The organism is Paraburkholderia sp. IMGN_8, assembly GCF_038050405.1.
Lineage (GTDB): Bacteria > Pseudomonadota > Gammaproteobacteria > Burkholderiales > Burkholderiaceae > Paraburkholderia.
The window spans coordinates 1,633,909-1,659,834 of record NZ_CP150901.1; the positions used below are offsets into that span (position 1 = coordinate 1,633,909).

28 protein-coding genes and 3 pseudogenes are annotated in these 25,926 nt (G+C 62.0%); 19 read left to right on the forward strand and 12 right to left on the reverse strand.

What is annotated here, in order from left to right; genetic code table 11:
• The first annotated feature begins 45 nt into the window (after positions 1-45).
• From WN982_RS28545 to WN982_RS28555, 3 genes and pseudogenes are all read left to right on the forward strand, one after another.
• On the forward strand, positions 46-2,547 hold the full coding sequence (locus WN982_RS28545) for a fimbria/pilus outer membrane usher protein (protein WP_341318928.1): 2,502 nt from the start codon (positions 46-48) through the stop codon (positions 2,545-2,547).
• Between the two features lie 152 nt (positions 2,548-2,699).
• Positions 2,700-3,016, forward strand: a pseudogene (locus WN982_RS28550) (FimD/PapC C-terminal domain-containing protein); the annotation flags it as partial.
• Positions 3,017-3,028: 12 nt separating this feature from the next.
• Positions 3,029-3,994: a fimbrial protein gene (locus tag WN982_RS28555; RefSeq protein WP_341318929.1), complete on the forward strand. Its 966-nt coding sequence runs from the start codon at positions 3,029-3,031 to the stop codon at positions 3,992-3,994.
• Between the two features lie 324 nt (positions 3,995-4,318).
• On the opposite strand, the gene WN982_RS28560 is transcribed toward WN982_RS28555, so the two are convergent.
• From WN982_RS28560 to WN982_RS28585, 6 genes and pseudogenes are all read right to left on the reverse strand, one after another.
• On the reverse strand, positions 4,319-5,407 hold the full coding sequence (locus WN982_RS28560; RefSeq protein WP_341318930.1) for a fatty acid desaturase: 1,089 nt from the start codon (positions 5,405-5,407) through the stop codon (positions 4,319-4,321).
• 271 nt (positions 5,408-5,678) lie between these two features.
• Positions 5,679-6,470 carry a CDP-diacylglycerol diphosphatase gene (locus WN982_RS28565; protein ID WP_341318931.1) on the reverse strand — a complete coding sequence of 264 codons (792 nt, stop codon included), beginning with the start codon at positions 6,468-6,470 and terminating at the stop codon, positions 5,679-5,681.
• On the reverse strand, positions 6,470-7,924 hold the full coding sequence (iaaH, locus tag WN982_RS28570; protein WP_341318932.1) for an indoleacetamide hydrolase: 1,455 nt from the start codon (positions 7,922-7,924) through the stop codon (positions 6,470-6,472). The genes WN982_RS28565 and iaaH overlap by 1 nt, the downstream gene beginning before the upstream one ends.
• A pseudogene (locus WN982_RS28575) lies at positions 7,905-8,857 on the reverse strand (ferritin-like domain-containing protein). The gene iaaH and the pseudogene WN982_RS28575 overlap by 20 nt, the downstream one beginning before the upstream one ends.
• A gap of 108 nt (positions 8,858-8,965) precedes the next feature.
• Positions 8,966-9,181, reverse strand: a complete 216-nt coding sequence (locus WN982_RS28580; RefSeq protein ID WP_341318933.1) for a transcriptional regulator — start codon at positions 9,179-9,181, stop codon at positions 8,966-8,968.
• Positions 9,182-9,656: 475 nt separating this feature from the next.
• Positions 9,657-10,316: an NAD(P)H-dependent oxidoreductase gene (locus WN982_RS28585; protein WP_341318934.1), complete on the reverse strand. Its 660-nt coding sequence runs from the start codon at positions 10,314-10,316 to the stop codon at positions 9,657-9,659.
• 469 nt (positions 10,317-10,785) lie between these two features.
• Here WN982_RS28585 and WN982_RS28590 point away from each other — a divergent pair, with 469 nt between their 5' ends.
• The 3 genes from WN982_RS28590 to dmeF all read left to right on the forward strand — a co-directional run bounded on the left by WN982_RS28590 (position 10,786) and on the right by dmeF (position 13,657).
• Positions 10,786-11,460 carry a J domain-containing protein gene (locus tag WN982_RS28590; RefSeq protein WP_341318935.1) on the forward strand — a complete coding sequence of 225 codons (675 nt, stop codon included), beginning with the start codon at positions 10,786-10,788 and terminating at the stop codon, positions 11,458-11,460.
• Positions 11,461-12,091: 631 nt separating this feature from the next.
• Positions 12,092-12,367, forward strand: coding sequence for a metal/formaldehyde-sensitive transcriptional repressor (locus WN982_RS28595; protein ID WP_341318936.1), 276 nt, complete (start codon positions 12,092-12,094; stop codon positions 12,365-12,367).
• A gap of 12 nt (positions 12,368-12,379) precedes the next feature.
• Positions 12,380-13,657 (forward strand): CDF family Co(II)/Ni(II) efflux transporter DmeF, encoded by a 1,278-nt coding sequence (dmeF, locus tag WN982_RS28600; protein ID WP_341318937.1) that lies wholly within the window; start codon positions 12,380-12,382, stop codon positions 13,655-13,657.
• Between the two features lie 25 nt (positions 13,658-13,682).
• On the opposite strand, the gene WN982_RS28605 is transcribed toward dmeF, so the two are convergent.
• The gene (locus WN982_RS28605; RefSeq protein ID WP_341318938.1) at positions 13,683-14,024 is read right to left on the reverse strand and encodes an H-NS histone family protein; all 342 of its coding nucleotides are present in this window, start codon (positions 14,022-14,024) and stop codon (positions 13,683-13,685) included.
• 610 nt (positions 14,025-14,634) lie between these two features.
• Here WN982_RS28605 and WN982_RS28610 point away from each other — a divergent pair.
• The 3 genes and pseudogenes from WN982_RS28610 to WN982_RS28620 all read left to right on the forward strand — a co-directional run bounded on the left by WN982_RS28610 (position 14,635) and on the right by WN982_RS28620 (position 16,321).
• Entirely contained in the window at positions 14,635-14,901 is a 267-nt protein-coding gene (locus WN982_RS28610; protein ID WP_341318939.1) for a hypothetical protein, read from the forward strand.
• 328 nt (positions 14,902-15,229) lie between these two features.
• A pseudogene (locus tag WN982_RS28615) lies at positions 15,230-15,728 on the forward strand (MFS transporter); the annotation flags it as partial.
• A gap of 89 nt (positions 15,729-15,817) precedes the next feature.
• The gene (locus WN982_RS28620) at positions 15,818-16,321 is read left to right on the forward strand and encodes a hypothetical protein (RefSeq protein ID WP_341318940.1); all 504 of its coding nucleotides are present in this window, start codon (positions 15,818-15,820) and stop codon (positions 16,319-16,321) included.
• 174 nt (positions 16,322-16,495) lie between these two features.
• Here WN982_RS28620 and WN982_RS28625 read toward each other — a convergent pair whose 3' ends face one another.
• Positions 16,496-16,762 (reverse strand): hypothetical protein, encoded by a 267-nt coding sequence (locus tag WN982_RS28625; protein WP_341318941.1) that lies wholly within the window; start codon positions 16,760-16,762, stop codon positions 16,496-16,498.
• A 182-nt stretch (positions 16,763-16,944) separates the two neighbouring features.
• Here WN982_RS28625 and WN982_RS28630 point away from each other — a divergent pair, with 182 nt between their 5' ends.
• Positions 16,945-17,457, forward strand: a complete 513-nt coding sequence (locus tag WN982_RS28630) for an arsenate reductase ArsC (protein ID WP_341318942.1) — start codon at positions 16,945-16,947, stop codon at positions 17,455-17,457.
• Positions 17,458-17,501: 44 nt separating this feature from the next.
• Here WN982_RS28630 and WN982_RS28635 read toward each other — a convergent pair whose 3' ends face one another.
• The gene (locus tag WN982_RS28635) at positions 17,502-17,957 is read right to left on the reverse strand and encodes an NUDIX domain-containing protein (protein WP_341318943.1); all 456 of its coding nucleotides are present in this window, start codon (positions 17,955-17,957) and stop codon (positions 17,502-17,504) included.
• 525 nt (positions 17,958-18,482) lie between these two features.
• Here WN982_RS28635 and WN982_RS28640 point away from each other — a divergent pair.
• From WN982_RS28640 to WN982_RS28655, 4 genes are read left to right on the forward strand one after another with little or no spacing between them, the layout of a single operon-like run.
• Positions 18,483-18,818, forward strand: a complete 336-nt coding sequence (locus WN982_RS28640; RefSeq protein ID WP_341319452.1) for a metalloregulator ArsR/SmtB family transcription factor — start codon at positions 18,483-18,485, stop codon at positions 18,816-18,818.
• A complete protein-coding gene (locus WN982_RS28645) occupies positions 18,815-19,273 on the forward strand; it encodes an ArsI/CadI family heavy metal resistance metalloenzyme (protein ID WP_341318944.1) in 459 nt (152 codons plus the stop codon). The genes WN982_RS28640 and WN982_RS28645 overlap by 4 nt, the downstream gene beginning before the upstream one ends.
• Positions 19,270-19,770 carry an arsenate reductase ArsC gene (locus WN982_RS28650; protein ID WP_341318945.1) on the forward strand — a complete coding sequence of 167 codons (501 nt, stop codon included), beginning with the start codon at positions 19,270-19,272 and terminating at the stop codon, positions 19,768-19,770. Before WN982_RS28645 ends, WN982_RS28650 begins: the two co-directional genes overlap by 4 nt.
• Positions 19,767-20,546, forward strand: coding sequence for an MIP/aquaporin family protein (locus WN982_RS28655; protein ID WP_341318946.1), 780 nt, complete (start codon positions 19,767-19,769; stop codon positions 20,544-20,546). Before WN982_RS28650 ends, WN982_RS28655 begins: the two co-directional genes overlap by 4 nt.
• 52 nt (positions 20,547-20,598) lie before the next feature.
• Here the strand turns inward: WN982_RS28655 and WN982_RS28660 are convergent, their stop codons facing one another.
• Both WN982_RS28660 and WN982_RS28665 read right to left on the reverse strand, forming a co-directional pair.
• Complete coding sequence (locus WN982_RS28660; RefSeq protein WP_341318947.1) at positions 20,599-20,907, reverse strand: acylphosphatase; 309 nt, start codon at positions 20,905-20,907, stop codon at positions 20,599-20,601.
• Positions 20,908-20,948: 41 nt separating this feature from the next.
• Positions 20,949-21,116, reverse strand: a complete 168-nt coding sequence (locus tag WN982_RS28665) for a helix-turn-helix domain-containing protein (protein ID WP_341318948.1) — start codon at positions 21,114-21,116, stop codon at positions 20,949-20,951.
• Between the two features lie 164 nt (positions 21,117-21,280).
• Between WN982_RS28665 and WN982_RS28670 the strand changes: the two genes are divergently transcribed.
• The 4 genes from WN982_RS28670 (at position 21,281) to WN982_RS28685 (ending at position 24,415) form a co-directional block, all read left to right on the forward strand.
• Positions 21,281-21,598: a hypothetical protein gene (locus tag WN982_RS28670; RefSeq protein ID WP_341318949.1), complete on the forward strand. Its 318-nt coding sequence runs from the start codon at positions 21,281-21,283 to the stop codon at positions 21,596-21,598.
• On the forward strand, positions 21,595-22,347 hold the full coding sequence (locus tag WN982_RS28675) for an SDR family NAD(P)-dependent oxidoreductase (protein WP_341318950.1): 753 nt from the start codon (positions 21,595-21,597) through the stop codon (positions 22,345-22,347). Before WN982_RS28670 ends, WN982_RS28675 begins: the two co-directional genes overlap by 4 nt.
• A 45-nt stretch (positions 22,348-22,392) precedes the next feature.
• Positions 22,393-23,571 (forward strand): L-rhamnonate dehydratase, encoded by a 1,179-nt coding sequence (rhmD, locus tag WN982_RS28680; protein ID WP_341318951.1) that lies wholly within the window; start codon positions 22,393-22,395, stop codon positions 23,569-23,571.
• Between the two features lie 61 nt (positions 23,572-23,632).
• Positions 23,633-24,415: an SDR family NAD(P)-dependent oxidoreductase gene (locus WN982_RS28685; protein ID WP_341318952.1), complete on the forward strand. Its 783-nt coding sequence runs from the start codon at positions 23,633-23,635 to the stop codon at positions 24,413-24,415.
• An 18-nt stretch (positions 24,416-24,433) separates the two neighbouring features.
• Here the strand turns inward: WN982_RS28685 and WN982_RS28690 are convergent, their stop codons facing one another.
• Complete coding sequence (locus WN982_RS28690; RefSeq protein ID WP_341318953.1) at positions 24,434-25,432, reverse strand: LysR family transcriptional regulator; 999 nt, start codon at positions 25,430-25,432, stop codon at positions 24,434-24,436.
• A gap of 139 nt (positions 25,433-25,571) precedes the next feature.
• Between WN982_RS28690 and rhaM the strand changes: the two genes are divergently transcribed.
• Positions 25,572-25,895 (forward strand): L-rhamnose mutarotase, encoded by a 324-nt coding sequence (gene rhaM / locus WN982_RS28695; protein ID WP_341318954.1) that lies wholly within the window; start codon positions 25,572-25,574, stop codon positions 25,893-25,895.
• The last annotated feature ends 31 nt before the right edge of the window (positions 25,896-25,926 follow it).

Below are 25,926 nucleotides of genomic sequence, written 5' to 3' on the forward strand. Positions count from 1 at the left end.
CGGCATCGTAGTGCCGATGTCGGCCGTTCGCGCCTACGAGTGACCATGCTGGCCGCTGCGCTGGCGGGGCTTTCGTCAGCCGCTCATGGCGAGCGGGCGTTCGAGTTCGATCCTGCGTTTCTCGAGCTGGGCGGCGGCCAGGGCGGGGCGGATCTTTCCGTTTACGCGACGTCGAACCGTGTGCTGCCGGGCGTCTATCTGGTGTCGGTCTTCGTCAATGGCGAGGCGATCGAGCGGCGTGACATCGCGTTCGCGTCTGACGGCGCGCAGGCAGGCCGGGAGGACGCAACACCCTGCCTGAGCGCCCGGATGTTCGACGAATGGGGTGTCAACGTCGCTGCGTTTCCCCGGCTGGCGCAGGCCGACGGGGACGCGTGCGTCGACATCGCCGACAGCGTTCCCGAAGCGCGCGTCGACTTCGACAGCTATCAGTTGCGGTTGAACGTGACGGTGCCTCAGGCGGCGATGAAGCGCCGCGCGCGCGGCTCGGTGGACCCGGCGCGCTGGGATCAGGGCGTCAACGCAGCACTGCTCGACTACCGGCTCAGCGCCGCGCAATACGCGGGCAGCAACTACGCGTCCGTCAACTCGCGCACGACGCTGTACGCCGGCTTGCGCGGCGGCATCAATCTGGGCGCCTGGCGGTTGTCGCATACGTCGTCGTTCTTGAGGGGGCTCAACGGTCAGAGCCGCTTTCAAATCATCAATACGTTCGTGCAGCGCGACATCGCCGGCTGGAACAGCCGGCTGATGGCCGGCGAAGGTACTACCCCCTCCAACATCTTCGACGGCTTCCAGTTTCGCGGCGTACAGCTCAATACCGACGAAACCATGCTGCCCGACAGCCTGCAGGGTTACGCGCCGACCGTGCACGGCATCGCACAGACCAATGCGCAGGTGACGATCAAGCAGAACGGCTTCGTCATCTACAGCACCTACGTGCCTCCCGGACCGTTCACGATCGACGATCTCTATCCGACTTCGTCGTCGGGTAACCTGGAAGTGACGGTCACCGAGGCCGACGGGCACGTCACGACGTTTATCCAACCGTATTCCGCCGTGCCGATGCTGTTGCGAGACGGTTCGTGGCGCTACAACGTCACAGCGGGTCAATACCGTGACGGCATTTCGGGCTCGCATCCGAGCTTCGCGATGGCGACGGTTGCGCGCGGCTTGCCGGGCGAATTCTCGTTGTACAGCGGGTTCATCGGGGCCGGCATGTATCAATCGGTACTGGTCGGAATCGGCAAGAATCTCGGCTACATCGGGGCGATATCGCTCGACGTGACGCACGCGCGTAGCGCGGTCGATCTGGCCGACAGCAGCACGGTGTCGGGGCACGCGTTTCGCGTGCTTTACGCGAAGGCCGTGGGCGGTTGGGGCACGGATTTCCGACTGCTCGCGTACCGTTACTCCACCGCGGGCTATCGAAGCTTCGCGGATGCGGTGCAACTGCGAGACGGCAGCGAGCCGGCCGCGCTGGGCGCGAAACGCCAGCGCCTGGAAGGCACCGTGAACCAGAGTCTCGGCCGGTTCGGCTCGATGTATGCGACCGTGGCCGTGCAGACGTACTGGGGCAGCACGGCGCGCAGCACCCAGTACCAGCTCGGACATAGCGGAAACTGGGGACGCGTCAGCTACGGGGTTTATGCGAACTGCAGCAAAGGAAGCGGCGTGCCGTCGAGCTGGAACGTATCGCTATCGCTGTCGATGCCGCTGGAAGCGCTGTTCGGCGGCCCGCGAACGCCGGCGGCGGGCGGCGGCAGCTCGAACGTCACCTACTTCGTCAGCCGGAACAACGAGAACCACGTCAATCAGCAGATGACGATCGGTGGCAGCAGCAGCGATCAACGGCTGAATTACAGCGTGGGCGTCGCGCACTCCAACCAGTCGGACGTGAGCGGGTCGGCAGCGACGAGCTACCTCGCGCCGTTCGGCCGCTACGACGCATCGATCGCCAGTGGACAAGGCTATTCGCAGGCCGCGTTCACGGCGGCGGGCGGCATGCTGTGGCACGAGACGGGGCTGTTGCTCACGCAGCCGCTCGGCGATACGGTGGCGATCGTGGACGTGCCGAACGTGAAGGGCGTGCACTTCGAAATGCATCCGGGCGTGAGCACGAACCGGGCCGGCGAAGCGGTCATTCCGCGTCTGAATCCATACCGCATCAACCGCATCGTCGTCGATCGGCGCCAGATGCCGCAGGACGTGGAGATCCGCAACCCGGTGAGCGAAGTCGTGCCGACTCGCGCGGCGGTCGTTCAAACCCGCTTCGATTCCGTCGTCGGCCACCGGGCCATGTTCGCGTTGACGCGCCCTGACGGCTCGTCTCCGCCGCAGGGCGCGACCGTCGAGAACGACGAAGGACAGGCGCTCGGCGTCGTCGGGATGGACGGCGAGGCGTTCGTGGCCGGATTGCCTGACCTCGAAGGACAGTTCGTCGTTCGCTGGGGCGCGGAGCGGCAGAAACAATGCGGGGTGAATTACACGCTGCCCGAGAAAATGGCGGTCGGTGCGTATCTGGCGGTGGAGGCGACATGCGATTGAAACGGGAATGGTGCGTGCGATTCCGTGGCTTCCGCGCGATGCGCGCGGCGATGCTCTGCATGTGGTTCGCCATTGCCGTGCTGCCGATCGGCGCACGCGCGGCGACCTGCGAAGGCGACAAGATGCTCGTCACGCTTCCGGCCATTAAGGTGGCGTCCGACGCCAGCGGTCGTGGCTACACGCAGGCGACGTTCACGGTGGCCGGTGGGCTGCTGTGGCACGGCAGCGCGCTACTGTTGCCGCAACCGCTGGGCGAGACCATGGGCGCAACGGCGGAAAACGACGCTGGCCACGTGCTGGGCGTGGTGGGCATGGACGGCGAAGTCTTCGTCGCTGGCCTGCCGGACCAGCAGGGGCACTTAGGGTACGCAGGGGCTCCAATCGGGAGCAGGCGTGCGGGGTGGGCTACACACTGCCAAAACCGGCGGCTGATGGGGCTTATCCTTCTGCCGAAGCCGTTTGCCGATAGAGAGGTCACTCCATGCTGACACGAAGCCGATGGAGCCGCGTGGTCCGCCGTGCGGCGATCGCGATCCTGTTCTGCCTGCCTTGGTGGGCGCATGGATCGACGTGCCGGAATATCGGCAGCAGCGACAAGACGACACCCAACACGCTGCTGACGTTGCCCAGTATCACAGTTGCATCTGATGCCCCGGTCGGACAAATTCTCTGGAGCCAGTCGGATATTGCTTTTACGGTGCATTGTTCCTCTGGCATCCTTGATTGGGCAACAATCGTCCAGTTCTGGCGACAGGATTTGACATTGCCGGCATACGGGCTAGAACTGCTGCTGACGTACAATGGCGATCGCGGCAGCGGCAACACAACGATTTCCACAGGCATTAAAGGCGAGAACGTCGATTTGTCGGGGACGGTCAATCTGGAGTTGCGCAAAACGGGCACAACGCCGTCGCAGGGCACCGTGGCCGAGATAACACGGACCTTGTTTTACCTGACGGGCGGACAAAACCAGAATGCCGATGCTCCGCAGGTTCTCGCCGGCTTGAACAACATCAGCTTTGTTTCCTACACCTGCGACATCGACACGGGGTCGCGCAGCATGACCGTGCCGCTGGGCGACGTGCGCGTCGACCGCTTTACCGGGATGGGTTCGACATACGGAGATCTGAATTTCAACATCGGCTTGACCTGCACGCAGCCTTCCGGAACGTACAACGTCGCACTCACGTTTTCCGCGACGGCCGACAGTTCCGGTGCGTCGGGCGTACTGGCGATCACGCAGAGTACGGATGCGGCGTCCGGCGTCGGCATTCAACTGCTAATGAGCAGTTCACCGGTGACATTCGACACTGTCCTCGACGCCGGAAGCGCGACCGCGGGCGCGACGATGACGATTCCGATGACGGCGCGCTATTACCAGACCGGCAGTGTCGTTACGCCGGGCGCGGCGAACGGCATCGCGACGTTCACCATCAGCTACAAGTGACGCACGCCGCGGCGGCGAATCGGCTCACGCACCCGCGTCCGTTCGCAAGGAGCATGACGCCGCGAGCGGCCCTTTACGAGGCAACCCCTGATTGGAATTCATTCGTGGGGAACGCCCGAAACGGGCTGCAGTGCAAGGCGTGAGGAGCGCCGTTTCGCCGCGCCAAACAAGCGACGAGCGACGCCGCAATGCGGCCCGTTTCGGGCGTTCGCAGGCGCGTTTCATATGTGAACAGGCCCTCGCGTGCCGTGCGCCCTGACAAACTTCCATGTCTTCGACCCCGCCACCGAGACGAGCAGATACATGGAGTCGCGGTCACGGAGCTTATAGGGCTTGTCTTGCGGTTTGGCGTTCAGCAGTAGCGGGTAAGTCAGCTTCATGGAGCTCTCCTCGACGGATAACTTCCATGAATTTCCCCCGCAATTTACCTGCAAAACTGGCGGAAACAGGCGGATTCCTCTGGATGAAATCGGACAGATTGTCATGCACCGGACGCGCGACCGGAGCGAATGCGTAAAGCCTCAACCATTCGCTGTAACCCTGTACGAGAAAGCCTCCTGAGCGTTCTACGTATTGCTGGCGGGACGTTTCATAGACTTCCCGGAGTGCAAACCAGGGGACATGAGGTAAGTCATGGTGGACCAAATGATAGTTGTTGTTCAGGAACAGCAGCCGCCAGAACCACGCCGCTTCATTGATGACGGTACGATGCTCGTGAGCATGCGCCGCGCGATGTTCCTGAAACGAGCGGATCGAACCCAACGCCAGCGATGCATATCCGGCACCGATAATGAACAGCCACGCGGGTATCCCGCAAGCACGCTGGAGCCACATCGTCAGCGCGGCTAGCGCAGCGAAATGAGCAAGCCACACCGGCACGTCGCGCCAATCGCCTCGCCTGATTTTCGCCAATGCATCCACACCGGTTGCCGCAATCGCGAACGCCGGCCCGACCAGCAGGCGGCCGATAAACGTATTGCGGAACGTCAGCAGCGCACGAATCGGCCAGCCAGCACGAACCCATACCGCGTGGCTCACGAAGTAACTCTCGGGGTCGTGCTCGGGGCGCGTCAGATGCGGATCGTCGTGATGCTGAAGATGCGAGTCGCGATAGATGCGATACGGAAACCATACCGCCAGCGGCGCGAAACCCAGCAGTGCGTTGACGAGCGGCGAGCGGGTCGGATGACCGTGCAGCAGTTCGTGTTGCAACGACATGTACCACGCGCCCAGTAGCGCCAGCAGTGCGGTGGTCAGAGGCAAGCCGAGATCGCGCGCATGCGTCGCGACGCCGAACCATCCTCCATAGATCGTAACGAGCAGCGCCCACGTCGGCCATTGGGTGCGCCATGTCCAGCTCGCGGCGAGCCGGGCGAGCGCTTTGCGTTGGGTATCGTCGAGGTAAATCGCCATCGGTTGGATCGGTCGGAATGCACGTTGAGGCCGATCCTACGGACCAATCCGCTGCACAAGAACCATTTTGTTTAGCAATGCATCTGCAAAATCGTGCATAGGCGAGGGCTACATCGCCATGCCGTATTCAGTTGAACGGTTGATATCAGAGCATGAACGTTAGAGGCTGGCCGGTTTTACCGCCGATGAGGAAAGCGTGATCCGCCGCTGGCTGGTGAGCCTTGCCGGCGAAGAAGAGGGCGAGCGCTAAACGTGATGGCGGGAAGGTGCGTCAGCCGCCGTCCGCCACGCGGCAGGCATGATCGAGCAGTCCTTCCGCCGTGCCGCTGCCGTTGTCGACTTCGGTGCCGCTATTCACCACCAGCCAGCCGTCCTGCTCGGCTGACGATCCCGCGCCCGTCACAAGAATGGTTTGCGTGGCCATCGTGTCGGCGCCCTTGTTGTCGCGCGCGACCAGACGGAACGGATCGCTTCCTTGCGTGAGCGCGGTGACTCGCATGATCCGATAGCGGTTTCCGTCGAGCGTGTCCCAGCGCCACGTGCCGGGCGCATCATGCGCGTGACGCGCGAGCGCGTTGCTCACGTCGCCGCGCATGCAATCGATATGGATATGCAGTTGCTGCTGCGAGCGCCGGAAAGCGGAATTGATCTCGAGGCCGAGCCGATTGTCGGGCAGCGATCGCTTGACCGACTTCTCCACGTAGTGCCGCGACGCCCACGCGTCGGCCCAGTAGTCTTGCGCATGGGCGTCCAGCACGCGCGGGCTTTCGATGCCGGTGATGCGGTCGGTCGGAATCAGCAGATACTGCGATCGGCCGGCGATGTCCTTCAGAATCGCATAGCGTTTGTCGAGATCGACTGCCGTGCACTGCTCCGACGTGCCATTGGCCTGCTGCGACGGCACGCAGCGCAAATTGACGATCTTCCATAGCGCGTCGGAATCGACTGCGGCGAGGCGCGTGCAGGCGCCGGCGAGCACGACCGATAGCGCGACCGCTATCGCCGCGGCGCTTCGCCACGGGTTTCGCAATAGTCCTCGCTGCACGCGGTTGGCCGTCCGCATCAAAGCGCCGGCGCGGGGAGCACGCCGAGCAATTGCTCGAACGCGACGCCGATCGCCAGCAGCCGCCTGTCGCTGCCTAGCGGGCCATCCAGTTCGAGGCCGACCGGCAAGCCGCGTCGCGTCATTCCCGCAGCCAACGATAGCCCCGGGATGCCCGATGTGCTGGCCGGATCGGTATTGCGCAGAAACGCGTCCATCGTATCGATCGGCGCGGCGCCGTCGATCGATACCGTCGACGAACCGTGCACGTCGTCGATCGGCACCGCGGCGAGGCGGGTGGTCGGAAACAGCAGCGCGTCGAGACGCTCGTCCGCGAAGGTCGCGGCGACATATTGCTGCAAGCGCGGCCGCCACTGGTTCAGCGCCGCTTCGTATTGCGCGCCGAGCGTATCGGCGAGGACGGCGTCGTAGATCGCGCGCACGTCAGGGCTCGCGATGCGGGCCGCCATTCCGGCCACGGTCTTGACCGGCGCGTCGTTAGCGACGAGCCAGGCGAGCACGTCCTCGCGCGCCTCGTGGATCGCAATCGGGCCGCCGATCAGACCGTTCAAGGTATCCAGTTCGCTCATCTCGACCGGCACGAAGCTCACGCCGGCCGCTTCGAGCCGGCTCAACGCGGCGCGCGCGATGTCCTCCACCTGCTTTTCGAGCCCCTCCCACAGCGGCGCGGGCAAGCCGATGCGCAGTCCGTTCAGCGCGACCACCGGCAACGGACCCGCGCCGGTGATCACGCCGTCGAGCAACGCGATGTCGGCGACCGTGCGCGCCATCGGTCCCACCGTATCGCGCGTATGGCTGATCGGCACCACGGCGTTCGGATCGTGATAGCGCCGCTCCGCGCCGCCGTTGCCCACCGAAGGACGAAACCCCGCAATGCCCGTCAAGGCGGCCGGAATGCGGGTGGAGCCGCCGGTGTCGGTGCCCAGACCCGCGGGCGCGATGCGCGCGGCAATTGCCGCGGCGGTGCCGCCCGACGAGCCGCCCGGAATCAGCGTTGGGTCGTACGGATTGCGTACCGGGCCTGCATGCGTAGCGAGATTCGTGCTGGTGATACCGAATGCGAGTTCGTGCATATTGGCTTTGCCGAGCACGATCGCGCCGGCGTCGATGAGACGTTGCACCGAAGGCGCGTTGGTCTTCGGCGCGAAGTTTTCGAGCGCGGGCGTGCCCGCCGAAGTTTGCAGGCCGGCCGTGTTGATGTTGTCCTTCACGACCACGGCGAGACCCGCGAGCGGCAATTGCGCCTTCGCTTCGGGCGATAACGCGTCGATGCGCCGCGCGGCGGCCAGCGCCCCGTCCAGATCGATTATGGTCAGCGCGTTGAGGCTCGCGAGGGAGGCGGCGCGGGCCAGCAGCGTGGCGATGTAGTCGGCGGCTTTGAGCCGCCCCGACTGGATCGCCTCGACTGCCTGAGTCGACGTCAAAGCCAGTTGTTCATCGACAGTCCATGTCATGGCCGACGTCTCCTTGATGGGTGCGGCCGGTTCGGCGCGATGGTTTCATGAAGCGTAGCGCAAAGCGTGCGAGGGTCGGCATCAGCCTCGGACGCAGCAGTCTCGCATCGTAACCGCTCATGCGCCGATCGTTTTCCGCCAGGCACAGTTCGATCAGTTCACGTGCTTCCAGCGCTTCGCCGATCACGCTGCTGCTCTCGGGCAGGAAGTTGGAATCGTGGGCGACGCCTTGGGCGTCGATGCCTTTGGCGATGGCGATGCGCTGCCAGATCAGCACGCCCCAGATCGCGGCGACCCGCAGCGCATGCCAGGGCCGGCGCCACAATGGCATTGTGCGCCGATGCCACGCGACCCAGTTGGCGAAAAACAGAATATGGCGCGCCGCTTCCTGAATCACCGGCTCGAAGGTCTCGACCAGCGCCTCGGGAAAATAGCCCGACTGCTGCGCCGAGCGAAACAGCCCGAAGGCGAAAAAGCTGTCGATGCACTCGCTGTAGCCGGTGCGCATCCAGGCCCACTCGGCGTCGCGTGGCGCCGAGTGGGGCGGCTCGGGCGCGATTTCGACGCCGTACGCGGCGATCAGCCTGGAGAGCACGCGCTTGTGGCGCGCTTCTTCGTCCGCATCCATCATGAGCGCGTCGCGCAGCAGCGGATCGCCGATCTGCGCGGCATAGGTGCGGACATCGATCGACGCGCGGCCTTCGGTCTGCACCGCGATGTCCCAGATCGGCAGCGAACACAGACGTTCGAGCGCGTCCGGCGGCAGCGGCGGCCATTCGATCATCGCCGGTTTGTAGGGGTTGTGGGTTTCAAGCAGCATGAGGCAAAACATCTGCTTGTGAGCTTCTGAACCGGTCTTCACGCGGGCGGGGCCGCGGAATGTCCAATGGCGTAGGGTGCGGCTTCGGCAGCATCTGTCAGTGTGTCGGACATGGCAGGCGTACAGAGGGCGAACGGACGTATCGCCTATTCTGGCACAACCATTTAAAACCCGACGCGCAAGCCCGCAGCCTGTGCCAGCCTGCCCGGCGGTCTACGGCGTTACTTGCGGCTGTCGATCCACATGCGTCCCCAGCGGAACGCATAGGCGAGCGCGTGTTCTTCGTCGAAGAAGTAATCGAGTGCGTCGAACGAATAGGCCTGGCCCTGGCTCGCGGTGGTTTTCTCGATGGTCAGGTTGGCGGCGAACAGACCGTTGGGTAGGCGTTGTGCCGCCGGTGCGACTTCGTAGCCCTTGTAGCGGATATGTGAATTCATGGTCGTGGCGGTGAGTGTGCCCGCTTGCATTGCTAAGGAGGCCGGCGTTCGAGGCGCAACCCTGTGCGTCAGGCGGCCGGTGAGTAAGGGGGCAGGGTGAAGCGTAGGCCGCGCCGCGCAGCGGGTGAACCAATCTTTCGTCGTAAGCAAATCAGCGAGGTCCTGGAACCGTCTTCAGGCGGTCGGATCGGACCAAAGCCGCTGTTTTCACACACACTATCCGACGCCGTTTTCGGGCAGTCTGTTCTGTGCCGCACGGTTCGTGCAAAGGCGTTGCGGCTGAGTGCGAGTGCCGGGTTTGGGCTTCGACGGGATCGTGGGAAAGGGACGCGCTGCTGGTACGGCCTGAATGCGTGAGCGTGCGAACTCAACGTCGCGTGAACCGGCGTGGACAGTTCGTGGACAGCCGTCAGCCGTTGCAATGCAGGGAGCGTCGTGGACCGCTTTCGGACCACGACGTAGTACGAAAAAAGCGTTAAACCGCGTGCAGCAGCCGCGCAGGCTGTGCTTCCTTGAGCGCGTTGCCGAGCGGCGCAGCCGCCGGCGCGCGATGCGCATTGAACGCCAGCGCGAATTGCGCGGCTTGCTGGCCGACCGTTGCGAGCTGGTCGACCACCTTGGCATCCGAGCACGTATCGACGGTATCGAAGCGGGTTTCCAGCGTATTGATCCCGGCGCCGAACGGCGTCGGCCAGCCGCGCAATGCGTGCACGATCGAGCGCAGGGAGGTCAGCACCGAGCCCGCGGCCTGCCAGCCGTAAGCCGTGACAATACAGCCGACCGCGCGGCCATCCAGGTACGGACGCTCGTCGGCGCGCAGTTCTTCGAGCGTGTCGAGCGCATTCTTGACGAGACCCGACACCCCGCCGTGATAACCGGGCGTGGCGATGATCAGCGCGTCCGCGTGGCGCACGGCTTCGATCAGTTCGAGCTGTTCGTCGGTGCGTTGCGGGTTTTCCGGGGCGTAGTGGGGCAGGCTATGCAGGAAGGTGCCGCCGAACAGACGGGTATTCGCGCCGGCGGCTTCCGCGCCGCGCAACGCAAAGCCGAGCGCGCGCTCGGTCGACGACGCGGCGCGTGTCGTGCCGCCGATGCCGATGACGAGAGGCCGGCGGTGATGATCGAAACTGGTCAACGAAATGCTCCTTCGGTAGCGGCTGGCGGTACGCTGGCGCGGGGCTGCGCGAGAGACGAACCGGGACGAACCGGACTTTGAAGTGTCATCTTAATGACGCCCGCCAGCCCCGCGAAGCGACTTTTTGTTCTAACGATATAACCGCGCGGGTTATCGCGCGGTCGGCGGGCACTGTGGCAGGCGACCGGGCGGGCTTCGATCCGGATGCGGCGCGCCGTGCAATGCAGCTCAGGCCGCGCCGGATAAGCATATGGCGAACGATTGTTTGGGGGTGCGATGACGCGAGGCTATGATCGAATCGTCTCCTCCATGACATCTCCTTGACATGGGACTTGGCCTCGCTGCGCCAGTGGCGGGGCCTTTTTTTGCCCGGCCTTTCATTTGCGTAAGTGTTCGCGCTTCACAATAAAGCAGTTTTTCGCATGCTACGATGGTCCACGAAGCGATTCCCGCCGAGGTCGAGCAAGCGATGGCAACCCTATATGACACGCTCGGCGTGCACGCGCACGCCACCAGCGACGAAATCAAGCGCGCCTACCGGAAGGCCGCGATGAAGTGGCATCCCGACCGCAATGCCGGCGCCGAAGCCGTGGCGCGCGCCACCTTCCAGGAAATCAAGGACGCGTACGCAATCCTGTCCGACGCCGCGCAGCGCAAGGTGTACGACGCGGTCTATGCCGAGCAGATGCGCGGCTGGGAAGCGCGGCACGCACGTCAGCAGCAGGCGCAAGCCGAGCGCGAGGCGGCCGCGCGGGCGGCGGACGAAGCCGCGTATGCGGAAATGGTTTCGCTGGCCATGCGTTTCGCCGACGAAGGCCACAATCGCGATGTCCTGTTCGGCGTGCTGCTCGGGCGCCGGTGCGAGGCGCGGCGGGCGGCGCAGATCGCCGATAGCGTGACGGCATTGCAGGCGGCGCGGCGCGAGGCGGAACAAGCGGAAAACGCCGAAAGGGACGAGAAGGCCGAGTTTGCCACCGAGGCTTCCGAGGCTTCTGTGGCACCTGCCAAAGCCGAGGCGGCGGCAAAGGACGAATCCAGCAGCCACGTCAACCACGCGAGGCGCGAAGAAAGTCCGCACGACGCTCACCCGCTTGGTGCGCTGGGTGGACTCTGGTATCAGTTTCTGAACGGCCTGCGACTTTGACTCGCGGCTGAAATTTCCGGTGGACCACATTCGCGTCAACTCTGACGCGAGCTCATCGATATAAAGATCGCTCACGCCGCAGTCCGCGTGTGCGTCCGGTGCATTTGTCCGGTAGACGATGGACGTAGACCGAATTCATCGAGGTAGCGGCCTTTAGCGCCGGGGAATCCGCTTCTAGAATCAAAGCACACCTGCGGCTCATTTCTTTGCGGTGGATTTTATTTCCCAGCGAGAAACCTGCTTCGCCAGGCTTCACCTTGTCGATTGTGAGAGGCTGACGGCCATGGTTACTTTCATCGTTGTAGTTGCTTTAGCGGCGTTCATTCCATACGTTGCAGTACCAGGAATTGAGAACGGGGTGAAGGCCCTGGCTCCCCATCCGGCGGCGTCGGTCCGCTTTGACGCTTCGCCTCCGACGCCTGACGGCGGGGCGGACGCCGCCAATCGGATTCTCTCGGACCGGCACGAAAGCGAGGCATCCGTCTGAAGAGAGGCTGCCGAACCGATATCCTCATTCCTTCCTCCAAAAAAGCGCCTTAAACGCGTTCGTATCGCGGATCTGTATACCCCTCCCCCCTATCTATATTCTCCAAAATGTCTATACTCCCCCCGGGTATAGACGGAGGATGGTATGGGTCACACGATTCAGGATAAGCAGAAGCTCCTCAACCGCGTCCGCCGCATCAAGGGACAGGTCGAAGCCATCGAGCGAGCGCTCGCGGAAGAGCACGGCTGCGCAGACGTTCTGCAACGCATTACGAGTTGCCGAGGCGCAATGAACGGCCTGCTTGCCGTCGTGCTGGAGGACCACATCAGAAACCACCTTGTCGACGCGGAAACCGACGAGGAGTCAGGGGGCAGCGCGACCGAGCAGATCATCGAAGTTGTTCACAGTTATTTCAAATGAGCAGGGCAGGGAATGAGTGATTTCAAGAATGCCGCGTTCGGCGCGGGACATGACCACATCTTTCTGGGTGCTGGCCATGAGAAGAACGAGCGCAAGACGTGGGCGGTGATCGCGCTATGCAGCGCGATGATGCTGATCGAAATCGTCGGTGGGAGTATGTTCGGGTCGCTTGCGCTCGTGGCCGACGGTCTCCATATGTCGACGCACGCAGGCGCCATGCTGATTGCCGCGCTCGCTTACACGTATGCACGCAGGCACGCTACCGATTCCCGCTTTGTGTTCGGTACCGGCAAGCTTGGCGATCTCGCCGGATTCACGAGCGCCATCGTGCTGGCAATGATTGCCGTGCTCATTGGCTACGAGGCGGTTGCGCGTTTTCTGTCACCCGTACCGATCCACTTCGGCGAAGCGATTCCCATCGCGGTGGTCGGCCTGCTGGTTAACCTGGCAAGCGTGTGGCTGCTGAGCGGCGGCGACCACGGACACAGCCATGGGCATAGCCACGAACACGGTCATGGTCACGACGACCATGCTCACGAAGACGAGGCGCAGAAGATTTTCGCGCCGCCCGGTGTGTTTGCCATCTCCATCTTCGAGGATGGCGTACCGCCCGTTTTCCGGATTACGCCGGCGACGGAGGGTTCACGACTGGACGCATCGGCAGTGTCCGTGACTACGGTGCGACCCGATGGCACGCAACAGGTATTCGCGCTGGCGGACCGTGGTGGCTATCTGGAATCGAAGGAAGACATTCCTGAGCCGCACGCCTTCAAAGCCATCGTGCGGATGCCGGACGGCGAGCACGAAGTTGCGTTCGAAGAGCATGAGCACGGCCACGACGCGCATGAGGCAGCAACCCGGGACCACAACATCCGGTCGGCCTACATTCACGTCATGGCCGATGCCGCGGTTTCCGTGCTGGCAATCATCGGTCTGGTGCTGGCGCGCGCGTTCGGCTGGCTGTGGATGGACCCGCTGGCGGGTGTCATCGGTGCACTCGTGATTGCAAACTGGTCCTACGGCTTGATGCGCGACACCGGCGCGATTCTGCTCGACATGAATCCCGACAGGCGTATGGCGGACAATATTCGTCACGCTATCGAGGACCGTGGCGACAAGGTTGCCGACTTGCACGTATGGCGGGTGGGGCCGGGTCACATGAGCGCCGTAGTCTCGGTTGCTACCGGCGAGCCACAGCGGGATTCACGCTTCTATCATGCCGTGCTCGAGCGCTTCAAGGGGCTCTCGCATGTCACGGTTGAAGTGCAGCCTCCGCGAGCATCGGCCTGAACCGTGAAAAGACGCGCGCGGCTAATCAGGATCGACTGCTCGGCCGCGCAAGCGGGCTTCCCGCAAAAGGATCGTTTTGCCAATCCACGCGCGGTTTTGCAGGCGGTGTGGCCGCCGGCTTGGCCGACAATTCGAAGTGGTCGATTGATTGGCCCGCGCTGATTGCCTGTTTAAGCCATTGGGGCATTTCCCCCTGGCCGTCCCAGGTATCTCCCTTGGCGCTCCGGTAGCGCTCCGCATTTTGTCCTGCAGCTCGCCCGGATTGCTCAGACGCTAGCGCCGAAGCCAGGTCTTCCGGCTTGATACCAAACTCTTCCATGCGGCGGCGGAGATACGCAATCATGCTATCTCGCTTCCTTTCGTCCATAAGATATTCGTCCTTCTAAATCGTGCGGCTTTCTGTCAAATGCAGATTGCAAGGGGCCACGAAGACAGCGAGCCCATGTAATGGGGTCGGCCTGCGGGGCTAGGTTTTACGTACGGTTGGATGAGCGTCACGGCCGCAATGGAAAAGACGGTGCTGACAACACACGGGTTGCGAACGCCCGGTCTCATAGGCAAGTTCCGTCAACTCGACGGCGCCTCGCGCGGGCCAATTTCTGCGTTATGTCGATATCATAGCGCACTGTACGGCCACCGCACGCCGTGTTGCGCTGGTTTCAGCCGGAGCGCCCATATCGCCAGTTGAATTCCTGAGCACCCGACCTATAACAAAACAGCAGAGCAAACAATCTGCACTTCCAGCCGTGTGAATACTGATTCCGGCAAAAACGCGAGGTCGCGGTCGACATCAGTCGAAGGCTTGGCAACTACATATTCATTTAGTTCTGTGACTCGCCGCAGCAGCCCCTGTATCAGGGCATTCGTCCGTCAGCTCGATTTGGCTACATGGCGTTTTTTCGCGGATTGGACCCTCGGGATATGAAAATTTTCCCGATCGGGCCAATGCTGCTGCGCCGCATTCGAGGAGTCTGGACATGAAATTACGTTTAGTGGTGGCTTTGGCAAGCGTGGTTCTGTTGCTGGCGCCGACGGCAGCCGTCGCGCTGGACAGCCAGCAGGGCCGCGCACTGATGCTGCATAACGCAAACGAAACAGCACAATCCAATACCGACATATCGCTCGGTGAAACCGGACAGGACGCAGCCTACGGTGGCGTGGCCGGTGGCCAGTCGGAGGCCGGAAGCCGGCAAGACCGGCCGTGCACCGCCGGAGTGCAATGCAGGGTTTATTTTGGTCAATGACACGTTGGAGCATCGCGGCAAATTCGAATACCCATACGATCGAGTCCAATTTTTCGGGCTCGTCAGCGACCGATTTAACACGATGTTACGGTGTAGACGGCTCAGGTTTTCACTGGGTGACGTTTAAAACCGTTGTCACAGGCAGGCGATTATCGCCTGCTTTTTTATTGTGACTATTGGTCCGGATTCGATTAGTCCGGTGAAACCATCCCAATCCCACTCGTTGTTTAGTTACTCGCAAACAATACTATGTCGATGGAAAATAATCTGCCGGCGAGCAATGTCTCACCGGAGGATGGCCGCTCGTCGCCTCTACGTTCGTGGCTGGCCGTCGTGGCGGTTGTCATCGGCAGCCGCATTGCGGTTCGGCGATCTGGTGGCTCTGTTGCGCCGGCCGCATCCGCGCAGAAGCATGCTGATGGTTGCGCTCGTGTTTGACGCGCAACCTGAAAATGTCCGTCGCGGCGATGGTCTCGCTTTTGATGTTCGCGCTGCTGTCGATGCCGCTTCTGCAGCATTCGCCATGGTGCTTGCGTGGGGCGTCTCTTTCGGCGCGCTCGCTTCCTTTGTGTTTCAGCGTGTGGATTTAACGCGCCACGCCGGACTCGCCGGAAGCAGGCTCCGCGCTGTTTGTGAGCATCATCCAGGTGGCCATCGCACTCGGGTCGCTAGTGGGTGGTGTGGTGGTCGACCACGTCGGCATTTCTGCTGACTTCCTCTTCGGCAGCGGGCTGGCGCTGCTGGGGCTCGCCACACTCGCCAGTTTTGCGGGGCGCGAAAAAGGCGTCGAGGCTGAGGCGCTCGCTTGCCCGGCATCTTCGGAGTAGGGGGTAAACGAACGCTGATTTGCGTCTGAGTTTTCGCGTCGATAAACGGTATATACTGTTTGTATCGTTTATACACCTGGAGATTTCTGATGACCGAACCGACCGTCAAAAAGCCGTCAAAGAAGGCGTTTCATTTTCCCACGGGCGCTGTCGAGGCACCGGAGGCTGCGGCCGAGGTTGCAGAGCCGGCGGCGACCGTAGCCAAGAAAAAAAGAAGTACAACTGCCAAGAAGGCATCAAAGAAGCAACCGGCTGCCAAGGTGAAAGCTGCGCCAGTCGATGCGGCGCCAGTCGATGCGGCGCCGGTCGAAGCTGCGCCAGTCAAAGCTACGCAAGCCAAAGCAGCCGCGGAAGCGAAAGCCAAACGCGCGAAGAAAGAGAAGGTTGTGCGAGACAGCTTCACCATGCCGAAGTCGGACTACGACAAAATTGCGGCACTGAAACAGAAGTGTCTGGCCGAGGGCGTTTCGGTGAAGAAGAGCGAAATCCTGCGTGCCGGACTGGTTCTGCTCGAATCCGCAGCGCCGAAGCGACTGCTCGCGGCGGTGTCTGCCGTTGAGCAAGTCAAGACGGGCCGTCCCGCAAAAACGTAAGCTTGCGATGGGCGTCGGTGCGATGCAGCTTGTCCACCAGCTGGCCCATCGGTCTTTTTCCCAGCCGGTTTCCGCGGTTACGGCGGTTACATCACCGTGGCGAGAGGTGCAAATGGGGTACCCGGCCAGCGTGTCCCGCAGACGCAGCCGGCTGGATAGGGCCTGCGCGGAATTTTAGCGGCGACGATTTCCGAAGCCGTTGATTGGCCCGCTCTCCGGATAGCTGCTTTCGAACGTTTGATGCATGCGCTTTAACAGCGCAAGGTATTGTTGCCCTTGGGGCGTTAGAACCGTCTGCGCCGCAATGGCGTTGGTTTCGTCCCAGAGCCGTTCGAATTTGTCACGGGCGATGGTGTCGGGCAGCTTCGACGCCATCAGATCCGCAAAGTCCTTGTCGATGGCCTCCGGCGAACGCGCAAGTTTGGCAGTATTTTCGGACATCTCGCGAATATTCGAAAAGGGTTTAAGTTGACTTTGCGTGATTCACAGGGCACCACTGTAGCTGGCCGACCAGCCTGACGGCTGGCCGCCGGCGCTCTTTGAGTCATTGTACTGTCACGGACCTGCAAGACTCGCTTGGCAAAATCCCGCACATAAGCAAAATACATGGTCGGGGAATGAGATTGACGAGGAAATATAACGTGCTGTTTCTCTGTCGGGAGAACGCAGCGCGCAGCATTATCGCCGAGGCTTTGCTGCGCGAGCTGGCCGGCCATCGATTCGAAGCGTTTAGTGCCGGTAAAGAGCCGGCCGCACGCGCCCACCCCCTCACGATCGCTCAACTACGCGCGGGCATCTCCGACCTGCGTCCGCTCAGTCCGAAAAGCTGGCTCGAATTTACGGGTGAATGGGCGCCACGGATGGACCTCGTCATCGCGCTGGACGACAGCGTCGACGAGTACCATGCGCCGACGTTTCCCGGGGCGCCTCCATTTTCCAGATGGAATTTTGCAGACCCATTGGCCGAGGGCATGACGCTGCGCGAGCGCGAGCGCTCATTTGAAAAGGTGTTCTGGCAGATAGTGCGGCGGGTCAGCGTTTTCGCGGCGTTGCCTGGATGCGCGGTGACTGCGCCGGTGCGTGTGCCGGTCGTCAACGAACCACCTTATGGCGACGAGGCGTATTGTGCGACCTGAGCGTCGCGAAGGCAGGACTCCAGCGTGGTGCTCACGGGCGTGGACTACCCGCAATAAATCGCATCCTGGAACACCGCGCGAAGATTACTGACAAAGGCCGTCGCTCGCTTGTGACGGCTGGCCTCTCTTGATGCGCTGCTGGGGGCGATGGCCAGTACGTCGACAATCCCCTTCGTCGAGACGCTCGTTGCGAAATTAGCCACGTCCGTTACCTTGACCCAACAGCAACGCGTAATCTCGTTGCTGGGCACAGGGCGTTGCCCTTGTGCAATCTGCGCGGCAAACACGTGGTGACACGTGTGCGCACCGGTAAAGCCGAACATGTATCGCACGCTCACCGCATCAAGGCGGGTTTCCTCCATCAACTCGCGCACCGCGGCTTCCTGAAGGTCTTCGCCGACCATGGGCCTGCCGCCGGGCAGTGACCAGCGAGAGCCTTCCCGGCCGACCAACAGAATGCGCGTACCAAGCCGACAGATGACAGTCGCTCGTTGCTTCACAGTGTCTCTTCCACTTTTGGGACCGTGGGTTGCACGCGCGTCCTGCACACCTGATTTCGGCGCAGCGGGGACGGCTCCAGTACGGTTCCTGTTCTCCACAGAGCGTGGTAACGGGTTCCCGTCACGTCAATCGCTCCGCCCTCGGTAAGGGTGTGTCCGACGATAGTCGTTCTGAAGTGTGACAATTTTGTGGCGTGGGTAGCGCGGTGCCGGTCTTCAAAACCTTTGAAGCCGTCACACGATGGAGTCGCGCTTGCGGGATGACGAGAATCGTCGAGGAGGTTACGGGCTCCTTTGCCGATAGCTGCTTGCCAGGGCCAGGACCAGAGCCAGCGCTTGCGTAGCTACGTTTTCCGCCAAACCGTCCGCGAATTGGAGCGCATCGACGAAGATGGCTAGGTGACGCTTGCGCTGCGACTGGGCGACGGAGAGCCAAGCCTCGCGAACGCGCGCAGCCCGCATTCAACGACCGCTTCATTTCGATATTTCTTGAAATATCGAAAAGGTGTGACTATCATCCGCCGTATGGACTCAAACATTGCCATTCGCTCGCTTGCCGCGCTCGCCCACGAAGCGAGGCTTGCCGTCTTCCGCTTGCTCGTTACGGCGGGTCCTGACGGCCTGCCCGCTGGGAAGATAGCTCAACAGTTAAACGTCTCGCCCTCGAGCCTTTCGTTTCACCTGAAAGACCTGTTGCATGCCGAACTCGTTTCGTCGCGCCAGGAGGGTCGCTACGTCTTCTATTCGGCAAACTTCGATGCGATGAACGAGCTCATTGGATTCTTGACCGAGAACTGCTGCGCGGGCGCGCCTTGCGCGACCGTCGACGCCCTCAAGCCCTGCTGTGGAGAAGAGTCATGAAACGCATGCATGTACACGTGTCAGTCGAAAATCTCGCGGACAGTATTCGCTTCTACTCCGCGCTTTTCAGTGCACAGCCGGTCGTGGCGAAGGATGACTATGCCAAGTGGATGCTGGACGACCCGCGCGTCAACTTTGCGATTTCGCAACGCGGCCATGAGGTCGGCGTGGACCATCTTGGCATCCAGGTCGAGTCGGATGAGGAACTGAAAGAAATGAACGCGCGGCTTGATGCCGCTGCGCTTCCCAGGGAAACACAAACCGGCACGGCCTGCTGCTATGCCAGGTCCGATAAGTACTGGACCATGGACCCTCAAGGTATCGCCTGGGAGACGTACCACACGCTGGATTCGACTCCGACTTTCGGCGTGTCGCGCGCGAAGCCTGTCGATGAGACGGCAGGTGCATGCTGCGCACCCACCGCGTCGACTATCACGTTCCGGAGCCGTTCATGAGCGACCGGACCTACAACGTGCTGTTTCTCTGCACAGGCAATTCGGCTCGCAGCGTGCTCGCCGAGGTCCAGTTGAATGCGCTTGGCGGTGGGCGGTTCAGAGCGTACTCAGCCGGCAGTCATCCGAAGGGCCAAATCAGCCCGTTGACGCTGCAACTCCTGCAGCAAATGGGGCTTGCCACAGACGGCCTGCGAAGCAAGTCATGGGACGAATTTGCCACCCCTGATGCCCCGGTGATGGACTTCGTCTTTACCGTATGCGACCAGGCTGCAGGGGAGCAGTGCCCAGTCTGGCCAGGGCAACCCATCACTGCGCACTGGGGCGTTCCCGACCCGGCCGCAGTCGAGGGTTCCGACGACACGAAGAAGCGCGCCTTCAAGGATGCGGCAGCGACACTACGCAAACGGCTCGAACTCTTCAAGAGCCTGCCGCTTGCCTCCCTCGACCGCCTCGCGCTGAAAAAGCAAGTGTCCGACATCGGGAAATCACCACTATGAGGTTGCGTCATGCCATCGTCGCCGAGTCCTTTGGCTCGGCGCTGCTTCTCGCTACCGTCGTGGGTTCCGGCATCATGGGCGAACGACTTGCCGGCGGCAATGCGGCAATCGCACTCCTCGCCAATACAATCGCGACCGGGGCTGGTCTGGTCGCGCTCATTGCCACCTTCATCAGCATCTCGGGCGCACACTTCAACCCGTTGGTGACGTTCGCCGAGGTCTGGCTTGGCAAGCTGCGATGGAAACATGCTGCGGCCTATGTCGCGGCGCAAGCCGTCGGTGCGATTGCCGGAGTGATAGCCGCTCACGGGATGTTTGACCTGCCGTTGATAGAAGCATCGCGGCACGTACGCACGGGTCCATCGCAGTGGTGGAGCGAGGTGGTTGCCTCGTTCGGCTTGCTCACGGTGATTCTGAACGTCGCGAAACGACGAATGGAGTTCGTCCCGGTGGCGGTCGGCGGCTATATCACGGCGGCCTACTGGTTCACGGCGTCGACCTCGTTCGCCAACCCGACGGTCACCATCGCACGTTCGCTCACGGACACCTTTGCGGGCATCCGACCTGTCGACGCACCGGGATTCATCGTCAGCGAACTGATAGGCGGCGCCCTCGCAGTCCTCCTGTTCCGCTGGATGGAGCGTACACATGATTCATCGGGCAGTGTTCCTCAAGCTGTCAACAAAGAAGGTGCCAGTGGTGACGCTGGACGTCTGCGCGAGGAGACGGATGTGCAGATTGACGTAGCCGGATTGGGTGGCGGGCAGAGACGCTAGTGCCCACGGGAGGTGAAAGCGCAGTTCTTCCACCTTGGCGATTCGCCTGCGCTTACAGGGTGGGCAAGCGCTCGAAGATGTCAAAGCGAAGAAACGGGGGCGGCACCTCGGTTACTTCAAGCTCTTCAACCAGCGCAGCCGACATGCCCTCGCTTAGCCAGGCGCACATGTTGGCGAGCTGCTCCGGCGAGCCCTGCAGCATCGCCTCAACTGAACCGTCCATCCGGTTACGGACCCAGCCAGTGACGCCGAGCGAATGGGCGCGGCGTACGCAGGCTTCCCGATAGCCGATTCCCTGCACGGCGCCACGTACCCGCACCAGCCGGGTTTCAAGCGGCTCGTTCTTATCGCCAGATTCCATGGGCGTACTCCGATGCACGTTGATACTCTTGCGAGGGCGTTTCAGTGAACAGGCTCGGCCGCAATCGCATGCTTGCGCATCTTTTCCCACAGGCTCTTCCTGGAAATGCCGAGGGCGTGGGCGGTTTCGGATATGCGGCCATGGTACTGCAACAACGCGGCGCGAATAAACGCGCTTTCGCAGGCAGCCGTGATGCTTTCCTGCTTCATGGAGAAGTCAGTGGTAACAGTACGGCAAAGCACGTCCAACCTGGAGCGCTATCGACTGAAATTGTGCCACCAAGCTGCGTCGCGATTTGATAGCTTACCCACAGACCGATGCTGTACGACCGCCGTCCCGCGGCTACCGAAACCGAGCCGAAGGGCTCGAACAGATGTTCCATGGCATTTCCGGAGATGTGCTGACCGGTATTCGATACCGTGATTTGCAGTCCAGCACCGTTGACTGCAAGGCAATGAACAAACCCAGCATCAGGAAGTCGACGAAGAAAAGCGTTTACGACGAACCAAACGACACCGGCCAAGCGCGCGCGAAAGTAATTCCCGATCCACTTTTGTTATCGCCCCCTCCAATACTCGGATTGTTCGCGCATCGCACCGCTCGTATATTTGCTGAACAGAAAGCAGAACCAGCAGAAATACAACAACTGAAAGGCACGCCGTTCGCGCGTGCCGCAGGAGCACAGCGATGAATCGAATCGATCTGGAGGGGCGCGTCGTCGTCATTACCGGTGGCGCGCGCGGCATCGGCTACGCGGTGGCGCAACGGGCATTGAACTCGGGCGCCTCGGTCGCGCTGTGGGACATCGACGCGGAGCGGCTGGCGCGCAGCGAGCGCGAATTGAGCGAACTGGGCAAAGTGTCCGCCGTCGCGGTCGAACTCACTCAGGAAGCGGCGGTCGCTCAGGCGGTGGCGCAAACCGTCGCCGCCCATGGTGCAATCGACGTGCTGATCAACAGCGCGGGTATCACCGGCGGTAACGGCGCGACATGGGAGCTGGACCCCGACATCTGGCGTCGTGTAATCGACGTGAATCTGATCGGCCCGTATCTCACCTGTCGCGCGGTCGTGCCGCAAATGCTCAAACAAGGCTATGGCCGGATCGTCAATATCGCGTCGGTGGCCGGCAAGGAAGGCAACCCGAACGCGTCGCACTACAGCGCGTCCAAAGCCGGGCTGATCGGCCTGACCAAATCGCTTGGCAAAGAACTCGCAACGAAGAACATTCTCGTCAACGCAGTCACGCCCGCCGCGGCCAAAACCGAGATCTTCGATTCGATGTCGCAGCAGCATATCGACTACATGCTCTCGAAGATCCCCATGAACCGTTTCCTGCTGCCCGAAGAGGCGGCTTCGCTGATTCTCTGGCTGGCGTCGGAAGACTGTGCGTTCAGCACCGGCTCGGTGTTCGATCTGTCCGGCGGACGCGCGACGTACTGAAATTGAGTGCACCGCGCCCGACGAACCAACAACGGAGCCCTGTTCATGGCCATGCCCACTATCCGGCACGTGCGTGCCTTCATCGTCCGCGGCGGCGGTGCCGACTATCACGACCAACCCGACGGACACTGGATCGACGATCATATTTCAACGCCGATGGCGCGTTACCCGGAGTATCGGCAGAGCCGCCAGTCGTTCGGGATCAATGTGCTCGGCACGCTGGTGGTGGAGATCGAAGCGAGCGACGGCACCGTCGGCTTCGCGGTGACGACGGGCGGCGAGATCGGCGCGTTCATCGTCGAGAAACATCTGGCGCGTTTTCTCGAAGGCCAGCTCGTCACCGACATCGAGAAGATGTGGGATCAGATGTACTTCTCGACGCTGTATTACGGCCGCAAGGGTGTGGTGCTGAATACGATTTCCGGTGTCGATCTGGCGTTGTGGGATCTGCTCGCCAAGGTCCGTAAGGAGCCGGTGTACCAACTATTGGGCGGGCCGGTGCGCGACGAACTCGTGTTCTACGCGACCGGTGCGCGTCCGGATCTCGCGAAGGAAATGGGTTTCATCGGCGGCAAATTGCCGTTGCAGCACGGTCCTGCTGAAGGCGATGCAGGGCTCAAGCAGAATCTGGACAAGCTGGCCGAGATGCGCAGCCGCGTCGGCGGCGATTTCTGGCTGATGTTCGATTGCTGGATGAGCCTCGACGTGCCGTATGCAACGCGGCTCGCCCAGGCGGCGCACGAATACGGCCTGAAATGGATCGAAGAATGCCTGCCGCCGGATGATTACTGGGGTTACGCCGAACTACGCCGCAACGTGCCGCGCGGCATGATGGTCTCGACCGGCGAACATGAAGCAACGCGCTGGGGTTTTCGCATGCTGCTGGAGATGCAGTGCTGCGATCTGATTCAGCCGGATGTCGGCTGGTGTGGCGGCATGACGGAGCTGATCAAGATCTCCGCGCTCGCCGATGCGCACAATGTGATGGTGGTGCCGCACGGTTCGTCGGTGTATAGCTATCACTTCGTCGTCACGCGGCACAACTCGCCATTCGCCGAGTTTCTGATGATGGCGCCGAAAGCCGATGAGGTGGTGCCGATGTTCACGCCGCTGTTACTCGATGAACCCGTGCCGGTGAATGGGCGGATGAAAGTGCCTGACACACCGGGCTTTGGCGTGCGGTTGAATCCGGAATGCGCACTGGTGCGGCCTTATCCGCGTTGAAGGCGCGTTGCACGCTCAATGAGCGATAAGACTCAATGTCGATCCAGCCAAGGAGAATGACGTGCTGCTCAAGGACAAGGTCGTGATCGTCACCGGCGGCTCGCGTGGCATCGGCCGCGCGATAGCTGTTGCGTGCGCAACCGAAGGCGCGGATGTAGCGATCAACTACTGGGGCGATAACGACGCATCATACGGACGCCGTTCCGCCGTCGAAGAAGTGGTCGGAGAGATCGAGGCATTGGGGCGGCGTGTGATCGCGATTGAAGGCAACGTCGCCGCGCGCGAGACCGGTCAGCAACTCGTGAGCCGTACCGTCGAAGCATTCGGCAAAGTCGACGTGCTCGCCAGCAACGCCGGTATCTGTCCGTTCCATGCGTTTCTCGACATGCCGCCCGAGGTCTTGGAGTCGACGGTGGCGGTCAATCTGAACGGCGCGTTTTATGTCACGCAAGCGGCTGCGCAGCAAATGAAAGCGCAAGGCACGGGGGGCGCGATCGTCGCGACGAGTTCGATCAGCGCATTGGTGGGCGGCGGCATGCAAACCCACTACACGCCGACCAAAGCGGGCGTGCATTCGCTGATGCAATCGTGCGCGGTCGCGTTGGGGCCATACGGCATTCGCTGCAATTCGGTGATGCCGGGCACGATCGCGACCGATCTGAACGCGGAAAATCTCGCCGACGAAGCAAAGAAAGCGTACTTCGAAAAACGCATTCCGCTCGGCAGATTAGGCCGTCCGGAAGACGTTGCCGATTGTGTAGTGTTTCTCGCGTCCGATCGCGCGCGCTATGTGACCGGCGCCGCGTTGCTGGTGGATGGCGGCCTGTTCGTCAATTTGCAGTAACGCCGCGCGATGCCGATTTCAATTGACCGAAGCAGGTGCGATCGCGGAACCCGGTGCGGGAGCGGCGGGGTCGTCGCGCGCGAGCTTGCGCGAAAAACCGCGCAACAGGTCGATGAAACGCAGCGCCGGTTCGGCGAGCGCTTCTTCCTTGCGCGTGAGAATGCCGAAGCCCGCGAGGCTCTTGCCGATTTCGAGCGGCAGCACAACCAGCAGCTTGCCGCGCACATGATCGCGCACGACCGACTCCGGCAGCATCGCCACCGCATCGTAGTTTTCAAGCAATTGCAGGGTCGCGAAGATCGAAGCGCATTCGGTCAGGTTCACGGGCGTGGCGAGTCCCGCGCGCGCGAGTTCCTCTTCGAACAGTACACGTGCCGGACTGGTGACAGGTTGCGCGACCCACGGCCAGTCGATCAATTCCCGCAAAGTGATGGAAGCGCGCTGCGCCAGCGGATGCGCCGAACGCACGACCAGCAGCAAGGTCTCGCGCGCGAGCGGATCGAAACTGAAGTCGTTGTGCTGCAGCGGACTGGTCAGGCGCCCCAGCGCCAGATCGACTTCGCGGCGATGCAGCAATTGCACGACCTGATCGCTGGTTTCGCCGAGAATGCGCACGTTCAGCAACGGGCTTTCGGTTTTCAGCGCGGCGACCGCCATCGCCAGCAGATCGGGCGCGGCGCCCATGATCGCGCCCACGGTCAACTGGCCGTGTCCGCCGCGGCGTTTGACGTCGAGGTCTTCGGCAAAGCGGGTCAATTCGGCCAGCGCGCGCCGCGCGTAAGCGAGCGTGGCGACGCCGAGCGGGGTCGGCGTCATGCCGCGCGCGTTGCGCTCGAACAGCAGGAAGCCGAACGCGTCTTCGATATCGCCGAGCATGCGGCTCGCGCTGGGCTGCGCGACGTTGACCGCCTCGGCGGCTTGATGGAGATTGCGCGCGTCGTCGAGCGCGACGAGCAGCGCGAGGTGCTTGAACTTGAGCCGATTGACGAGGGCGACGGCAGCTGAGTGTTGGCTCATGGTTGCGGTGCGATTCGGTTTCTGGATCGCCCAATCCCAACAACGGATTGAGATGCTATCGACGCAGGAATTATAGTCGCTTCAGACGCTTATACGCTTCGCCGGGAAAGCGCCCGAAGACGACGGGAGACAGGCCGCAATGGAAACAATCGCTTTCCGGATGGTGCTCAACCCCGGCATGCGCGAGGAATACGAACGACGTCACGCGCAGATCTGGCCCGAGCTGGTTGATGCATTGCACAACGCCGGTGTGCGCGACTATCGAATCTTCTTCGACGAGGACTCTCACTATCTCTTCGCCATTCTGACCCGCGACACGAATCATCGAATGGACGAGCTGCCGCAACTCGACGTGATGCGCAAATGGTGGGACTACATGGCCGACATCATGCACACGGCCCCCGATCACACACCGCTTCAACAGCCGCTCGAGCTGGTCTTTCATCTGAGTTCGCTTAGCTGACGTTGCTGACTTTGTGCCCCCAATGGGCGGA

Coding starts and splice junctions, on each gene's coding strand:
- WN982_RS28660 (WP_341318947.1), bottom strand. CDS start 20,907: ATGGAATCTGGCGATAAGAACGAGCCGCTTGAAACCCGGCTGGTGCGG.
- WN982_RS28620 (WP_341318940.1), top strand. CDS start 15,818: ATGACCGAACCGACCGTCAAAAAGCCGTCAAAGAAGGCGTTTCATTTT.
- WN982_RS28580 (WP_341318933.1), bottom strand. CDS start 9,181: ATGAATTCACATATCCGCTACAAGGGCTACGAAGTCGCACCGGCGGCA.
- dmeF (WP_341318937.1), top strand. CDS start 12,380: ATGAGTGATTTCAAGAATGCCGCGTTCGGCGCGGGACATGACCACATC.
- WN982_RS28625 (WP_341318941.1), bottom strand. CDS start 16,762: ATGTCCGAAAATACTGCCAAACTTGCGCGTTCGCCGGAGGCCATCGAC.
- WN982_RS28650 (WP_341318945.1), top strand. CDS start 19,270: ATGAGCGACCGGACCTACAACGTGCTGTTTCTCTGCACAGGCAATTCG.
- rhmD (WP_341318951.1), top strand. CDS start 22,393: ATGGCCATGCCCACTATCCGGCACGTGCGTGCCTTCATCGTCCGCGGC.
- WN982_RS28610 (WP_341318939.1), top strand. CDS start 14,635: ATGAAATTACGTTTAGTGGTGGCTTTGGCAAGCGTGGTTCTGTTGCTG.
- WN982_RS28545 (WP_341318928.1), top strand. CDS start 46: ATGCTGGCCGCTGCGCTGGCGGGGCTTTCGTCAGCCGCTCATGGCGAG.
- WN982_RS28640 (WP_341319452.1), top strand. CDS start 18,483: ATGGACTCAAACATTGCCATTCGCTCGCTTGCCGCGCTCGCCCACGAA.
- WN982_RS28645 (WP_341318944.1), top strand. CDS start 18,815: ATGAAACGCATGCATGTACACGTGTCAGTCGAAAATCTCGCGGACAGT.
- WN982_RS28665 (WP_341318948.1), bottom strand. CDS start 21,116: ATGAAGCAGGAAAGCATCACGGCTGCCTGCGAAAGCGCGTTTATTCGC.
- WN982_RS28590 (WP_341318935.1), top strand. CDS start 10,786: ATGGCAACCCTATATGACACGCTCGGCGTGCACGCGCACGCCACCAGC.
- WN982_RS28690 (WP_341318953.1), bottom strand. CDS start 25,432: ATGAGCCAACACTCAGCTGCCGTCGCCCTCGTCAATCGGCTCAAGTTC.
- WN982_RS28655 (WP_341318946.1), top strand. CDS start 19,767: ATGAGGTTGCGTCATGCCATCGTCGCCGAGTCCTTTGGCTCGGCGCTG.
- rhaM (WP_341318954.1), top strand. CDS start 25,572: ATGGAAACAATCGCTTTCCGGATGGTGCTCAACCCCGGCATGCGCGAG.
- iaaH (WP_341318932.1), bottom strand. CDS start 7,924: ATGACATGGACTGTCGATGAACAACTGGCTTTGACGTCGACTCAGGCA.
- WN982_RS28595 (WP_341318936.1), top strand. CDS start 12,092: ATGGGTCACACGATTCAGGATAAGCAGAAGCTCCTCAACCGCGTCCGC.
- WN982_RS28670 (WP_341318949.1), top strand. CDS start 21,281: ATGTTCCATGGCATTTCCGGAGATGTGCTGACCGGTATTCGATACCGT.
- WN982_RS28605 (WP_341318938.1), bottom strand. CDS start 14,024: ATGGACGAAAGGAAGCGAGATAGCATGATTGCGTATCTCCGCCGCCGC.
- WN982_RS28675 (WP_341318950.1), top strand. CDS start 21,595: ATGAATCGAATCGATCTGGAGGGGCGCGTCGTCGTCATTACCGGTGGC.
- WN982_RS28560 (WP_341318930.1), bottom strand. CDS start 5,407: ATGGCGATTTACCTCGACGATACCCAACGCAAAGCGCTCGCCCGGCTC.
- WN982_RS28555 (WP_341318929.1), top strand. CDS start 3,029: ATGCTGACACGAAGCCGATGGAGCCGCGTGGTCCGCCGTGCGGCGATC.
- WN982_RS28565 (WP_341318931.1), bottom strand. CDS start 6,470: ATGCGGACGGCCAACCGCGTGCAGCGAGGACTATTGCGAAACCCGTGG.